This window comes from Cryobacterium zongtaii, from assembly GCF_002909375.1.
GTDB lineage: Bacteria > Actinomycetota > Actinomycetes > Actinomycetales > Microbacteriaceae > Cryobacterium > Cryobacterium zongtaii.
On the sequence record NZ_PPXD01000021.1, the window covers coordinates 40327 to 54051 of the forward strand.

Consider the following 13725-nt stretch of genomic DNA (forward strand, 5'->3'; position numbering starts at 1 on the left):
TCGACCAAACTTCGATCCTACTGGGGCGTGTCTGTGTGCTTGCTCACGGCCATTCGGCGATAAACCGCTCGTCGGATGACGACCGGAACGAAGCGGTAGCCACCGCGCACGATCACGTTGCGGAGGAACTGGCCGGGCGTGACGAACCCGTCCGCCAGCAGTCGGCGCTGCAGGGCGAGCTCGCTGCGGAACAGGGAAAAGCCACCGCGCCGGTCGTATGCACCGGAGTCGACCCGGTACATTACCAGCGGTTCGGGCAGGTTGCGCACGGTGGCGCCGGCCATGATCATTCGCGCGAACAACCAGTAGTCCTCCATGAGCGGAAGATGGCGGTAGCCGCCGGAGGCCTCGACCGCCGACTTGCGATACACCACGGTGGGGTGGTTGAACGGGTCGCGGAATCTGGCCTGGCGGCTGATTTCGGCCTGCCCGACCGGCGGAACCCGGCGGCCGAGGATCTTGTCGAGCTCGTTGAATTCGAGCATGCCCGTTCCGACCAGGTCACAGCCCGCTTCGATAGCGGGCAGCTGCCGGGCGAATCTTTCCGGCAGCGAGATGTCGTCGGCATCCATTCGGGCGACCACGTCGAACCGGCAGGCGGCCAGCCCGCGGGTCAGCGCGACGGCCAGACCCACGTTGACGTCCAGGTCGACCCGGCGAACCTCCACCGGGGAGGCGTCGATGGCCGTGCTGATGGCCTCGGCCAGTGCCGGGCTGATCGGGCCGTCCCGTACCAGAACCACCTCGGTCGGGCGACGGGTCTGGTCGGTGACGGCGCTGGAGAACGCCCGGGTGAAGTACTCGGGTCGGTCCCCCAGGTAGACGGGCAGCAGCAGGGAGAAGGGCAGGCCGGGGCTCGTCACGACGACGCCCAGGCCGGACCGGCCTCCGCCGCCTGCACGGACTCGCTCACCCGGCCGAACCCGGCAAGCACCTGGGCGTTCGTGGCCGGTCGGGTGGTGAGGCCTTCACGCAGGCCCTCCCGGAGGCCGTGCCGGAGCGTGGCCCGGTCTGCGGAATGCACGAAGGTACTGATCCAGCTGCGGGCCGTCGCGCCGGCGTAGAGCACCCGCTCGAAGGGGGACAGTGCCGGCGAGAGGCGCAGCAGCCACAGCTTGTTGCGCACCTCCAGCCGGAACCGGGGCCCGGGGTCGATGTTCGTCGAGCCGAAGACTTTGGTCTTGTGCACCACGATGCTGCGTCGGCTGAGGTATCCCGTCGACCCGCGCAGGATCCGGGCGGTGTACTCGAAGTCATCGTTCCAGAGGAAGTACCCGGCGACCGGCAGACCGTGCTCGGCGACCGCGCGCGCGTCGATCATGACCGACACGAACGACGCCGACCGAACCGGGTAGCAGTCGAACTCGCGGGCGCGCTCCAGGGATCGGCGCGCGGCGAACGGCCGTGCCCGTGGCATGTTCATCGGGTGTTCCCTGCCGTCGGTCCAGTGCACTGTCGACGCGAGGATCCTGGTGGACGCCGGAGCGTGCGCGCGCGCCGTCAGGAGCTCCGCGAGTGCGGTCTCGGTGGGCACGGTGTCATCGTCCATCAACCAGACCAGGTCCGCGCCGAGCGGCCCGACGGCCTCGGCCAGGCCGGCGGTGAAGCCGCCGGCCCCGCCGGTGTTCCGGTCGAGCACCACCAGGGTCACCTCGGGGTGCGCCGAGCGGACGGCCTCTGCCGTGCCGTCGGTGGAGGCGTTGTCGATCACCAGGACCTCATCGGGCCGGCGGGTTTGACCGGCCAGGGCGGCCAGGCTTTCCAGGAGCAGGTCGCGACGGTTGAAGGCCACGACCACGACCACGACCCTCACAGCAGGTAGGGCGGTCATCGGTTCGCTTCTTTCAGTGGGTCGCGGAGCTCGCCGATCCAGCCTGTCCGCGGTCGGCGGGCGGTAGGACGGGGACGGATGAGGAACCTCATCAGTCCCCATCCCAGCAGCAGGATCACGAGCAAGATGCCGGAAGCAACCTGCATCGGCCAGCCCGGTGCACGGAACGCAACAGTGACGACCTCGCCGGCGGAGTCTGCAGGGATGTCGATCCCCATCATGAAGTCGTTCACCAGCTCGGTCGAAAGCGTGCCACCGTCGACGACGTAGCCCGGCCAGGCGATTCTGCTCAGCGCGACCTCGCCGCCGTCCGGGCCGACCTCGTCGACACGGAAGCTGACGCCCATGTCGTCTTCGTTGAGCACGGTCACCTGGGTACCTTCCGAGTGCCACACGACGCTTCCCGCGCCCGCGACCGGTTCGTCCCGCACGATCAGCCTCGTGAGCTCGGTATCGGCGGCCACATGCCAGCCCTCAGGGGTGACAGACCATAATTCTTCGTCGACGGTGCTCTTAACGATCAGCACCGAGCTGACCCCGAGGTCGTCGGCGAGGTCCTGGCCGGTGTCAGTGTTTGAGTTGAACAGCTTAGGCAGGAGGTCGGCACAGGTGACGCCCTGATACTGCATGCACAGGGCATCACCATAGCCCGGGTAGAACACTGACGTGTAGGCGTTCTGCACGGGTGCGTCGGGGATATACCAGAGGTTGGCGACGGTCGTTTCCGGCCAGTCCGCGGAGTTGATCTGGGAGTTGAGCGGCCCGCCGACGACCAGTACGTCGCCCTCGGCCTCGGTCAGCAACGCGCGGTAGTCCTCGACAAGATGCGGGACCTGGTAGTCCAGTAGCGGCGCGGCGGGGTGCACCACGTGCTGGGGGTAAATGAAACCGACCGTGACGGCGATGGCGAGTCCGGGAACGATCCAGCCCTGCGCCTTTCGGCCCCGATCTCGCCAGCGGGCCGGCACAGCGGGCAGCCCCGTGGGCGAGCCAATTCGGTAGATAATCCACAACACGGCGACCACCCCGATGACGGCGGCCATGATGACCTTCGCATGCTGCGGCCCCTGGTAGACCGTGAGGACGCCGGCGAACACGGTGTAGCCGGCGGCCGCGAGGAAACGCCGCCGCGAGATGGTCTCGACCCTGGCGAGAGACATGCCGATCGCCAGGATGAGGAGCAGCGCGACTGTGAAGTACGGCATCATGCGCACCGGGATCCGGAGCGGGCCGACGTCGCTGGGCAACAATACGCCCAGCAGCGCCACGCCGAGCAACATGACCACACTGAGCCGGGTGGCCAGCAGAGGCATCAACCGGCGCCACGCGATGAACGCGAACAGCGGGAGCATCCAGCTCGTGTAGACCAGCGGAGCCGATGGGAAGTAAGCGCCGTACATGCCGACTTGCGGGATCCCGACCGCGGTCGCGGAGGCGACGAGACCGCTCAAGTCGACCGTAAGCAGGCCGGTGTTGACGATGTCCTGCCTGCGGCCGGATGTGGATGCCGTCAACAGGCCGGGCAGGTGCACAACGATGGCGAAGAATCCGGCACCGAACGCGATCAGGAATGCGCGGATGATCGAGGCCCGATGGCGGGCCACGAAGGCCTCGATGATGGTGGCGAGCAGGGCTATGGCGAGGAAGATCGTCGCGTGCACGTAGCCGATTCCGACGGTGCCGATGCACGCGAGGATCGCCAGGGTCGGTGATTTCGCCCAGAACACCGCCCGGCGGGTCAGGCCGAAGGCCAACGCCCACATGCTCCACGCGAGCAGCCCGTTGACCCAGGTTGTGGCGTCCAGGTAAAACGTCACACCGGCAAAAGGAACGGCGGCGGCCACCGCGGCCGACCAGGCCCTGGTGACCTGGAAAGTGCGGGCGAGCAGGTATGTACCTAGGGAGCCTGCCACGAGGCAGATCACTTTCACAACCGTGGAGAAGACCAGGGCGTTACCCGCCCAGTGCGACCAGAGACCCACTAGCCACAGGACAGGGCTGAAGATACCCCAGGCCCCCTCGGCTAGGTAGTTACCTGACTGCCAGACCAGGGGGTTGATCAGCGACCAATTACCCTCCAAAATGCGGGTACCGATCTCGTACCACTGGCCGAATGCGCCCGCCTGAGTGTCATCGACGAAGTAGTATCCACGGTTCACGAGGAGAGGGAGAGCCGCCCCGAGGAGGACGGCAGCGACCACAACGGCAGGCCACAGGTATCTCGACTTGACCAAACTAAATGCCCTATCTCTTCTATTCGGCGGCGATCGCCCAGCCGGAATCCGGCGTCACGGCGCACATACCCGCGTTCAGGCAGGGTGCCACGCAGGCGGTGAAGATCGAAAATTCCGCGCCACCGCGGAGCGAGCCGCTCACCCATTGTCGCGCAGGGCAGCTGGGTAATCGCAACGCACGGTCCTCTCAGGCCCACCCGGTATCGTAAGGGCACTGTTCTTCCGAAGAAACGAGCAACACTTTAACCATGACATCTGATGCAGCCGTGCCCTCGAAGTCTCCACTCGTCTCGATCGTCATCCCCGCATACAACAACGCGGACTACCTCGACGAGACCATGAAGAGCGTGCTCGGCCAGACGTATACGAACCTCGAGGTGATCGTCTCCGACCACGCGTCCACCGACGACACCTGGGCCGTCATGCAGCGTTACAGCGCCGACCCTCGCGTCACCCTGCTGCACACCGAGGGTGGCGGTGGCGCGCTACGCAACTGGAACCGGGTGAGCCAGGCGGCCACCGGCGAGCTGATCAAACTCGTCTGCGGCGACGACCTGCTCTACCCCACCATCGTCGCCCAGCAGGTTGCCGCGCTCATGAACGAGCCCGGCGCCGTGCTGACCGCCTCCCCGCGTGACATCGTCGACGCCAACGGCGCACCGGTGCTGAAGAACCGCGGCCTGGCCGGCCTGATCGGCGTGCATGACGGCGCCGTCGCGGTGCGGAAGACCATCACCCAGGGCACCAACATCTTCGGCGAACCCGGCTGCGTGATGATGCGCCGGAGCGTTCTGGAGAAGGTGGGCTGGTGGGATTCGCGCTGGCCGTACCTGATCGACGAGACCTCCTATTCGATGGTCCTGCTCGAAGGGAAGTTCGTCGGCGTACCCGGCAGCCTGGCCGGCTTCCGCATCTCCGACAGCCAGTGGAGCGTGCGCCTGGTCGCCGAGCAGGCCGAGCAGGCGATCGGGTTCCACAACTGGATGGCGAAGACCCGCCCCGACGTCGTTTCCAGCACCGACCGGCGGATCGGCAACGCCCGCGCCAGGGTGATGGCCCAGTTGCGCCGGCTCGCCTACATCTGGCTCGGTCGTCGCATGTCCAAGGCGGTGACGACGGATGCCGCAGCCAACTGACCCGTTCGACGAAACGGCCCGTGTGATAGGTTCTGAACCCGTGACACTCCCCTCTGCAGAACCCGACGTCGCCGACCACAGCATCTCGATCGTCATCCCCGTCTATCAGGGAGAACGCACCCTCACCGGCGTGCTCGACGAGATCGAACCGCTGACCCGGCTGAGCATCACCCCCGACGGGTACAGCTTCCAGGTTGAAGAGGTTCTGCTGGTCTTCGACCACGGTCCGGACGACTCCGCGTCGATCATCCGCAGCATCACCGAACGCTTTCCGTTCGCCCGCGGCATCTGGCTGAGCAAGAACTTCGGTCAGCACGCGGCGACCCTGGCCGGCATGGCGTCCTCCGGTGGCGACTGGATCGTCACCCTCGACGAGGACGGCCAGCACGACCCGCGCGCCATCGGCGGGATGCTTGACACCGCCATGCGCGAGCAGGCCAGTGTCGTCTACGCCAAGCCGACCAACCCGGCCCCACACGGACCCGTGCGCAACGCCGCCTCGAAGACCGCGAAATACCTGCTCACCAAGCTGTCCGGCACCGGCGCGGCCGCCGACTACCAGAGCTACCGGTTGATGCTCGGCAACATCGGCCGCAGCGTCGCCGCCTATGCCGGCTCCGGGGTCTACCTCGACGTCGCCATCGGCTGGGTCGCCTCCCGCGTCACGACCTCCCCGGTCGAACTGCGCGAAGAAGGCGAACGCAGCTCCGGCTATTCGGCCCGCCGGCTGTTCTCGCACTTCTGGCGCATGATCCTCACCACCGGCACCAGAGGCCTGCGGATCGTCAGCGGGCTCGGCGTGGTCTTTGCCGTGATCGGCGTGATCTTCGCCGTCGTCATCTTCATCCAGCGGCTCGCCGGTGACATCGCCATCCAGGGTTGGGCGTCGCTCAGCGTCCTGGTGCTGCTGAGCGCCGGGTTCATCCTGTTCTCCCTGGGCATCATCGCCGAGTACATCGGCATCAACGTGAACATGGCCATGGGCAAACCGCCGTACCTCATCACGACCGACCCGGCGGATGGGCCTCTCGGGCGGACGCGCAAAGCGGCCAAGTGACCACATACGTCTGGGTGATCGGGGCCCGCGGCCTGCTTGGCGGTGCCACGGCCGCCGCGATCAGCCGTCGCCCCGGCTGGGTATTGCTGAACGCAGAACCGCTGCCGTGGGCCGATGACGACGCCCTGGCGGCCGCCGCCGCGGCGACCGCCACCCGGCTGCTCGAGACCGCCGCAACCGAGCGCACGAACTGGGCGGTGCTGTGGCTGGCCGGAAACGCCGTCACCTCCACACCCCCGGCTGCGATCGATCGGGAACTGCGTCAGCTGCGCCTGGTGCTCGACGCTGTCGGCACCGCCGCCGCCCACCAGGGCACCTCCGGCGCCGGCGCCGTGTTCTACGCGTCCTCGGCCGGCGGCGTGTACGGCGGTTCGGCGCATCCGCCGTTCAACGAGCGCAGCACACCGGTGCCGATCTCGGGCTATGGACGGTTCAAGCTCGACGCCGAGGCGAGCCTGTTCGCCTTCTCCCGCGCCAGCGGGGTCTCGGTGCTCGCCGGCCGGATCGCGAACCTGTACGGGCCCGGCCAGAAGCTGGGCAAGATGCAGGGCCTGATCTCGCACCTGGCCAAGGCCCAGTTCTCACCCAAGCCGGCGTCGATCTTCGTGCCGCTGGAGACCATGCGGGACTACATTTTCGTGCGTGACTGCGCCGAACTCGTCGTGGACTGCGTCGCCAGGCTGCTCGAGGTCACCGCCGCCACCGGACGCACAGAGGTGATCAAGAACCTCGCCTCGGGTCAGGCCGTGACGATCAGCAACCTCCTCGGCCAGATCCGCAGCCTCGCCAAAGGCCAGCCGAATGTGATGCTGGGCTACTCGGCCGAGGCCTCGATGCAGGGCCTGGATCTGCGCATCACCTCGACGGTTTGGCCCGACCTGGACCGGCGGCAGCTGACCAGCCTGCCCGCGGGGATCAAGGCCACTATGGACGACGTCCTCGCCCACATCCAGTCCGGCGGCTGACGCCCCGCTGCCGAGATGCCGCAAAGGCCCCGTGGATCGCATCCACGGGGCCTTTGAGGTGATTCGGCGGGCTGGCTAGTCCTTCTTCAGGAGCCCGTTCAGGTAGACGCCGTAACCGCTCTTGGCGAGCGGGGCGGCGAGACGGCTCAGCTGGGCGTCGTCGATCCAGCCGGCGCGCCAGGCGATCTCTTCGATGCAGCCGATCTTGTGGCCCTGTCGGTCTTCGATGACGCGCACGTATTCGGAGGCCTGCATCATCGATTCGAAGGTGCCGGTATCCAGCCAGGCGGTGCCGCGGTCCAGGACCTGCACGTGCAGGTTGCCCTGGTTGAGGTAGCGCTCGTTGACGGTGGAGATCTCCAGCTCGCCGCGGGCGCTGGGTTCGATGGACTTGGCGATCTCGACGACGGAGTTGTCGTAGAAGTACAGCCCGGGCACGGCGTAGTTGCTCTTGGGCTTGGTCGGCTTCTCTTCGATCGACACGGCGGTGAAGTCGTCGTCGAACTCCACGACCCCATAGGAGGTGGGGTTGGACACGTGGTACGCGAAGATCAGGGCGCCGTCGATGTCGGCGTTGTTGCGGAGCGCCGAGCCCAGGCCGGCGCCGTGGAAGATGTTGTCGCCCAACACCAGGGCGACGCTGTCATCGCCGATGAAGTCCTCACCGATGGTGAACGCCTGCGCGAGGCCGTCCGGGGAGGGTTGCACGGCGTATTCGAGGCGGATGCCGAGCTCGCTCCCGTCGCCGAGGAGGGCCTTGAACTGGTCGTTGTACTCGGGGGTGGTGATGATGAGCACCTCGCGGATACCGGCCATCATCAGCGTCGAGAGGGGGTAGTAGATCATCGGCTTGTCGTAGATGGGCATCAACTGCTTGGAGATGCCCTTGGTGATCGGCCAGAGGCGGGTTCCTGAGCCTCCGGCGAGAATGATTCCGCGCATGGTCTAGTTCCCTTCGTTGAGCGACTGGTAGTAGGCGCGGGCGGCGTCCCAGGTGGGCAGCAGTCCGCTCGCGGCGGCCTCGGCGAGGCTGGGTGCGTCGGTGTCTTTCGGCGAGAGCAGCAGCTCTCCGGCCGAGGACGGGAAGATCAGGCCGACCTCGTCATCGAGCGGGTTGATCCCGTGCTCGGCGCCGGCGGTGTAGGTGGAGGAGACCAGGTAGCTCACGGTGGCCTTGTCGGTCAGGGCGACGAAAGCGTGGCCGAGGCCCTCGGAAATGTAGACGGCCTTACGGTCGACGTCGTCCAGCAGTACGGAGTCCCACTGGCCGAAGGTGGGCGAACCGACCCGGATGTCGACGATGAAGTCGATGATCGCACCGTGCGTGGCGGTGACGTACTTGGCCTGGCCCGGCGGGATATCGGCGAAGTGGATGCCGCGCACGACGCCGCGGCTGGACACGCTGGTGTTGGCCTGACGCAGGTCCAGCGGGTGCCCGACCGCCTCGGACAACTTGTCGAAGCGGTACCACTCGAGGAAGACTCCCCGGTCGTCCCCGAACTGCTTGGGGGTCACCTCGTAGGAATCGGGGACGGAGAGTTCACGAATCTGCACGTTTGCCAGCCTAGCAATGTGCGTCCAGTAGAATCGCGGAGGCACCTTTACGCAAACGGAATGGTCACGTATATATATGAAGATCCTCGTCACCGGCGGAGCCGGGTTCATCGGCTCGAACTTTGTTCGTCGCACCCTGCAGGACGCTTACCCGGGCCTGGAAGGCGCCGAAGTCGTCGTCCTGGACGCCCTCACCTACTCCGGAAACCTGGAGAACCTGGCCCCCGTGGCCGATTCTGACCGCTACACCTTTGTCCAAGGCGACATCCGCGACGGCGCTCTGCTGGACACCCTGTTCCCGGGGCTGGACGCCGTTGTGCACTTCGCCGCGGAATCCCACGTGGACCGCTCCGTGCGGGACGCCTCGATCTTCGTCGAGACCAACGTGCTCGGCACCCAGCAGCTGCTCGACGCGGCGCTGCGCAACAACCTGCCCAGGTTCGTGCACGTGTCCACCGACGAGGTCTACGGCTCCATCGCCGAAGGCTCCTGGAACGAAGAGCGCGCCCTCGAGCCCAACTCGCCGTACTCCGCGTCGAAGGCCGGCAGCGACCTGCTCGCCCGCAGCTACCACCGCACCCACGGCCTGAACGTGTCGATCACCCGGTGCTCGAACAACTACGGCCCGTACCACTTCCCCGAGAAGGTCATCCCGCTGTTCGTGACCAACCTCATCGACGACCTGCACGTTCCCCTCTACGGCGAGGGCAACAACATCCGTGACTGGCTGCACGTAGACGACCACACCCGCGCCATCGCGATGGTGCTGGTCTCCGGCCGCGCCGGCGAGATCTACAACATCGGCGGCGGTACCGAGCTGACCAACGTCGAGCTCACCCAGCTGCTGCTGGACGCCACCGGCAAGGACTGGTCCTACGTGGACCGGGTCGCCGACCGTCTCGGCCACGACCTGCGCTACTCCGTGGACATTTCCAAGATCCAGGCCGAACTCGGCTACTCCCCCGAGGTGCCCTTCGAGAAGGGCCTGGCCGACGTGGTGCAGTGGTACCGCGACAACCGCTCCTGGTGGGAACCCCTCAAGGCCCGCGCGGCGTTGAGCTGAGCCTGCTGACATGACCCGTTATCTGATCGCCGGCGCGGCCGGGATGCTCGGCCGCGACCTGCAGGACGCCCTCTCCGACCGTGATGTCACGGCCGTGGACCGCAGCGAGCTGGACATCACCGACCTCGCCGCCGTTCAGAAGGCCGTCACCGGCCACGACGTGATCATCAACGCCGCCGCGTACACCGCGGTGGATGCGGCGGAGGAGAACGAGGCCGCCGCGTACGCGGTGAACGCCATCGGCCCGCGCAACCTCGCAATCGCGGCCGCCGCCAGCGGTGCGAAGCTCGTGCAGATCTCCACCGACTACGTCTTCGACGGCACCGGCAGCACGCCGTACCCCGAAGACACCGCGATCGACCCGCTCAACGCGTACGGCCGCACCAAGGCCGCCGGTGAACAGTTCGTGCTCACCGAGAACCCCGCCGGCAGCTACATCGTGCGCACAGCGTGGCTCTATGGCGCACACGGCCCCAACTTCGGCCGCACCATGCTCACCCTCGCCGCGGGCCGGGACACCGTCTCCGTCGTCGCCGACCAGTTCGGCCAACCCACCTGGACCGTCGACCTGGCCCGCCAGATCGTGGCGATGCTCGACGCCGACGCGCCAGCCGGCATCTACCACGGCACCAACGCCGGGCAGACGAACTGGTTCGGGTTCGCCAGGGCCGTGTTCGCCAACGCGGGCCTGGACCCTGACCGGGTGCTGCCCACCGACGGCCGCACGTTCGTGCGTCCGGCCCCACGACCGTCGTACTCGGTACTCGGGCACGACGCCTGGTCCGCTGCCGGCCTGGCCCCGATGCGGCCCTGGACCGAGGCCCTCGAGGACGCCGCGACCCACGGCGCTTTCACCCCGTCATGATCACCCTCCGGGTCATCGTTGACCAGATGGTCTCGCCCGTTCCCGGCGGGCTCGGCCGGTACACCGAGGAACTCACCCGGTCGCTGATCGCCACGGCGCCAACCGACTGTGCGGTCGAAGGCATCGTCACCGCCACCTCGGCGGAGCACTACGACCAGATCACCGAAGCCTTGCCCGGCCTGGCGGGCCTGCACAAGATGGCGCTGGCGCGCCGCGAACTCGCCGCGGCCTGGCAGCTCGGTGTGGCGACCTCGGCCGGCCGCGGCCTCGTGCACGCCCCCGGCCTGTTCGCTCCGCTGCACCGGCACGACAGGGTCAGGGACGAGACCCAGGTCGCCGTGACGGTGCACGACGTGCTCGCCTGGACGCATCCGGAGTCGTTGACCCCGACCACCGTCTCCCGCACCAAGCTGATGCTCAAACGCGCCCGCAAGCACGCCGACGCCATCGTGGTGCCCAGCCACGCCCTCGCCGACCAGCTCGGCGAGATCATGGACTTCGGCGACAGGGTGCGGGTGATCGGCGGGGCCGTCAGCAGCGGCCTGGTGCTGCCGACGAATTCCGCCGCCGCCGAAGCCATGGCCGTGGCCCTGGGGCTGCCCGACGAGTACATCCTCACCGCCGGCACCCTGGAACCGCGCCGCGCCGTGACCGCCCTCATCACGGCCCTGGGCCGTCCGGGCGCCGCGGAGCTGCCGCTGCTTGTTGTCGGACCGGATTCCTGGGGTGAGCTGACTCTCGCGTCGGTGGCCGACGAGGCCGGCCTCGCTCCCGACCGGGTGCGCGCGCTGGACGGCCTGACCGACCAGCAGCTTGCCCTGGTGATCTCGCGGGCGTCGGTCTTCGTCTACCCCAGCCTCGAGGAGGGCTTCGGCCTGCCGATCATCCAGGCTTTCCACTTCGGCACCCCGGTGATCCACTCGGATGCGCCGGCCCTGGTCGAGGCCGCCGGCGATGCGGGCTTCGTGGTGGAGCGTGACGACCCGGCGGGCTACCCCGATCGGCTCGCCGCCGCCCTGGACCGGGTGCTTGGCGACACCGCCCTCGCCGACAGGTTGCGCATCTTCGGCGGCGACAGGGCCAGGGCGTTCAGCTGGCGGGACACCGCCGAACGCGTCTGGCAGTTGCACGCCGACCTCTGAGCCCATCGGGCCCGATCAACGGCTCAGGGCGCGGGGGTCTCCGTGACCGGGTTCAGCGCGGCGTCGATCAGGCCGGCGATGTAGTCGTAGTCGGGGTCTGTCGGGTCCACGTTGTTGGCCGGCACCAGTTCGACGGCGCCCACCGGGAGTTCCTTGGTCTTGGCCGCGAGGCGGGTGAAGTAGCCGAGCATGCCCTGGGGCACGTCGGTCTTGACGACCTCCTGGCCGGCCTGGGCCACACCCTGGAACTTGGTGAGGACGTTGCCCGGGTTGAACTGCTGCAGGATCGCCTCCTGCAGAACCCGCTGACGGGACATCCGGTCGTAGTCGCTGGTGCCGTGCCTGGCTCGGCCGTACCACAGGGCGGTGAAACCGTCCATGTGCTGCGGACCGGCCTCCACCCAGCCTTCCACGTCGCTGAGGTCGTCTTCCTGACCGCCGATGGGCAGCCGCTCCGCCACGGTGATGTCCACGCCGCCGAGGGCGTCGATGAGCTGGGAGAAGCCCTGCATGTCGATGAGCACGTAGTACTGGATGGTAAGCCCGGTGACGCCGCTGGCGGCGTCACGCATGGCCTCGATGCCGGGTTCGCTGCCCTCGGCCACCGCGTTGGGGTACATCTCCGGGCTCTTGAGCTCCACCTCGGTGTAGATCGAGTTGAGCTGGCAGACGTCCACGTCGCAGACGCCGTCGTAGCCGTAGCCGTCCGGGTACGAGGCGTACAGGGGGGAATCCTCCGGGAACGGCACGTACTCGAGGTCGCGAGGGATCCCGATGATGTCGGCCTTGCCGGTCTCGGCGTCGATGCTGACCACCGAGGTGCTGTCCGGGCGCATGCCCAACCGGTCGGAACCGGCGTCGCCGCCGAGCAGCATGATGTTGTACCGGCCGTCGACCGGCGGCTCCGACGGGCCGGCTGCGAACACCGACGACAGGAACCCGCTGGCCGTCGTGGCCACGTAGGCGCCGTAGGAGGCGGTTCCGGCCACAGTGACCATCACCACCGTCGCCAGTCCGGCGATGAACGGCCGGGCCTTGGGCCGGGCCTTCACGAGGCGGGTCAACCGGATGGTGTCGAAGGTCAGGACCACCCAGACCAGGGCGTAGAACACCATCACGATGGCGAGGATCCACAGTCCGATCGAGTTGGTGGCCACGGTGAGCAGGATCTCGGGGTTCAGCGCGTAGACGATGCCGGCGATCACGCCGAGGCCGAGCAGACTCAGGCTGGCGCGCAGTCCGAACCGGCCGAGGCCGCGGCTTCCCGCGAGTACCTGGGCGGAGCCGGGCAGAAGGATGTTGAGGACCACGAGCCACCAGGCCCGGCGGGTCATGACCTGCCTGGAGCCGGAATTCGGGTGCCGGATCGGGCTGCTGGCGCTCGTCATAGTTTCGCTTGCAGGGCCGTGTTCTTCTGCTCCACCTGCTCGGCCAGCTGGTCGGCGTAGCCTTGCAGCTTGAGGCGCAGCGCGTCATCCGCCGTCGCCAGGATCTTGATGGCGATCAGGGCCGCGTTGCGCGCGCCGCCGATCGAGACCGTCGCGACGGGAACGCCGGCCGGCATCTGCACGATCGAGAGCAGTGAGTCCAGGCCGTCCAGGCGTCCCAGCGGCACCGGAACGCCCACGACGGGAAGCGTGGTGACCGCGGCGAGCATGCCCGGCAGGTGTGCGGCGCCGCCGGCGCCGGCGATGATCACCTTGAGGCCGCGGCCCCAGGCTTCGGCGCCGTAGCGCATCATCTTTTCCGGCGTGCGGTGCGCTGAGACCACCTGCACCTCGTGGGCGACACCGAATTCGGCCAGCATGGCCGCGGCGTCGCTCATGACGTTCCAGTCGGAGTCCGACCCCATCACGACGCCGACGAGCGCGGCTGAGG

The 13725-nt window shown here is 67.7% G+C and carries 13 protein-coding genes; 6 read left to right on the forward strand and 7 right to left on the reverse strand.

Features of this window, described 5'->3' with window-relative positions; all coding sequences use genetic code 11:
• Positions 1-17: 17 nt before the first annotated feature.
• Genes C3B61_RS13575 through C3B61_RS13585 form a run of 3 tightly spaced genes read right to left on the reverse strand, consistent with a single transcriptional unit; the run spans position 18 to position 3990 of the window.
• Entirely contained in the window at positions 18-863 is an 846-nt protein-coding gene (locus C3B61_RS13575; RefSeq protein WP_103461184.1) for a glycosyltransferase, read from the reverse strand.
• Positions 860-1831 (reverse strand): glycosyltransferase, encoded by a 972-nt coding sequence (locus C3B61_RS13580; protein ID WP_103461185.1) that lies wholly within the window; start codon positions 1829-1831, stop codon positions 860-862. Before C3B61_RS13580 ends, C3B61_RS13575 begins: the two co-directional genes overlap by 4 nt.
• Complete coding sequence (locus C3B61_RS13585; protein WP_133160300.1) at positions 1828-3990, reverse strand: glycosyltransferase family protein; 2163 nt, start codon at positions 3988-3990, stop codon at positions 1828-1830. The genes C3B61_RS13580 and C3B61_RS13585 overlap by 4 nt, the downstream gene beginning before the upstream one ends.
• A gap of 323 nt (positions 3991-4313) precedes the next feature.
• Here C3B61_RS13585 and C3B61_RS13590 point away from each other — a divergent pair, with 323 nt between their 5' ends.
• From C3B61_RS13590 to C3B61_RS13600, 3 genes are read left to right on the forward strand one after another with little or no spacing between them, the layout of a single operon-like run.
• Positions 4314-5201 carry a glycosyltransferase family 2 protein gene (locus C3B61_RS13590; protein WP_103461187.1) on the forward strand — a complete coding sequence of 296 codons (888 nt, stop codon included), beginning with the start codon at positions 4314-4316 and terminating at the stop codon, positions 5199-5201.
• 40 nt (positions 5202-5241) lie between these two features.
• Entirely contained in the window at positions 5242-6258 is a 1017-nt protein-coding gene (locus C3B61_RS13595; RefSeq protein WP_241990477.1) for a glycosyltransferase, read from the forward strand.
• Complete coding sequence (locus C3B61_RS13600; RefSeq protein WP_103461188.1) at positions 6255-7223, forward strand: NAD-dependent epimerase/dehydratase family protein; 969 nt, start codon at positions 6255-6257, stop codon at positions 7221-7223. The genes C3B61_RS13595 and C3B61_RS13600 overlap by 4 nt, the downstream gene beginning before the upstream one ends.
• Positions 7224-7298: 75 nt before the next feature.
• On the opposite strand, the gene rfbA is transcribed toward C3B61_RS13600, so the two are convergent.
• Both rfbA and C3B61_RS13610 read right to left on the reverse strand, forming a co-directional pair.
• Positions 7299-8165: a glucose-1-phosphate thymidylyltransferase RfbA gene (gene rfbA, locus C3B61_RS13605; RefSeq protein ID WP_103461189.1), complete on the reverse strand. Its 867-nt coding sequence runs from the start codon at positions 8163-8165 to the stop codon at positions 7299-7301.
• A 3-nt stretch (positions 8166-8168) separates the two neighbouring features.
• Positions 8169-8777 (reverse strand): dTDP-4-dehydrorhamnose 3,5-epimerase family protein, encoded by a 609-nt coding sequence (locus tag C3B61_RS13610; RefSeq protein WP_103461190.1) that lies wholly within the window; start codon positions 8775-8777, stop codon positions 8169-8171.
• Between the two features lie 76 nt (positions 8778-8853).
• On the opposite strand from C3B61_RS13610, the gene rfbB reads away from it, so the two are divergent.
• From rfbB to C3B61_RS13625, 3 genes are read left to right on the forward strand one after another with little or no spacing between them, the layout of a single operon-like run.
• Positions 8854-9840 carry a dTDP-glucose 4,6-dehydratase gene (rfbB, locus tag C3B61_RS13615; protein ID WP_103461191.1) on the forward strand — a complete coding sequence of 329 codons (987 nt, stop codon included), beginning with the start codon at positions 8854-8856 and terminating at the stop codon, positions 9838-9840.
• 10 nt (positions 9841-9850) lie between these two features.
• A complete protein-coding gene (gene rfbD / locus C3B61_RS13620; RefSeq protein WP_103461192.1) occupies positions 9851-10705 on the forward strand; it encodes a dTDP-4-dehydrorhamnose reductase in 855 nt (284 codons plus the stop codon).
• Positions 10702-11847, forward strand: a complete 1146-nt coding sequence (locus C3B61_RS13625; protein ID WP_103461193.1) for a glycosyltransferase family 4 protein — start codon at positions 10702-10704, stop codon at positions 11845-11847. Before rfbD ends, C3B61_RS13625 begins: the two co-directional genes overlap by 4 nt.
• A gap of 23 nt (positions 11848-11870) precedes the next feature.
• Here the strand turns inward: C3B61_RS13625 and C3B61_RS13630 are convergent, their stop codons facing one another.
• Together C3B61_RS13630 and purE are read right to left on the reverse strand one after the other, a co-directional pair.
• Positions 11871-13235 (reverse strand): LCP family protein, encoded by a 1365-nt coding sequence (locus C3B61_RS13630; RefSeq protein ID WP_088455267.1) that lies wholly within the window; start codon positions 13233-13235, stop codon positions 11871-11873.
• Entirely contained in the window at positions 13232-13699 is a 468-nt protein-coding gene (gene purE, locus C3B61_RS13635) for a 5-(carboxyamino)imidazole ribonucleotide mutase (protein ID WP_088457867.1), read from the reverse strand. Before purE ends, C3B61_RS13630 begins: the two co-directional genes overlap by 4 nt.
• Between the last annotated feature and the right edge of the window lie 26 nt (positions 13700-13725).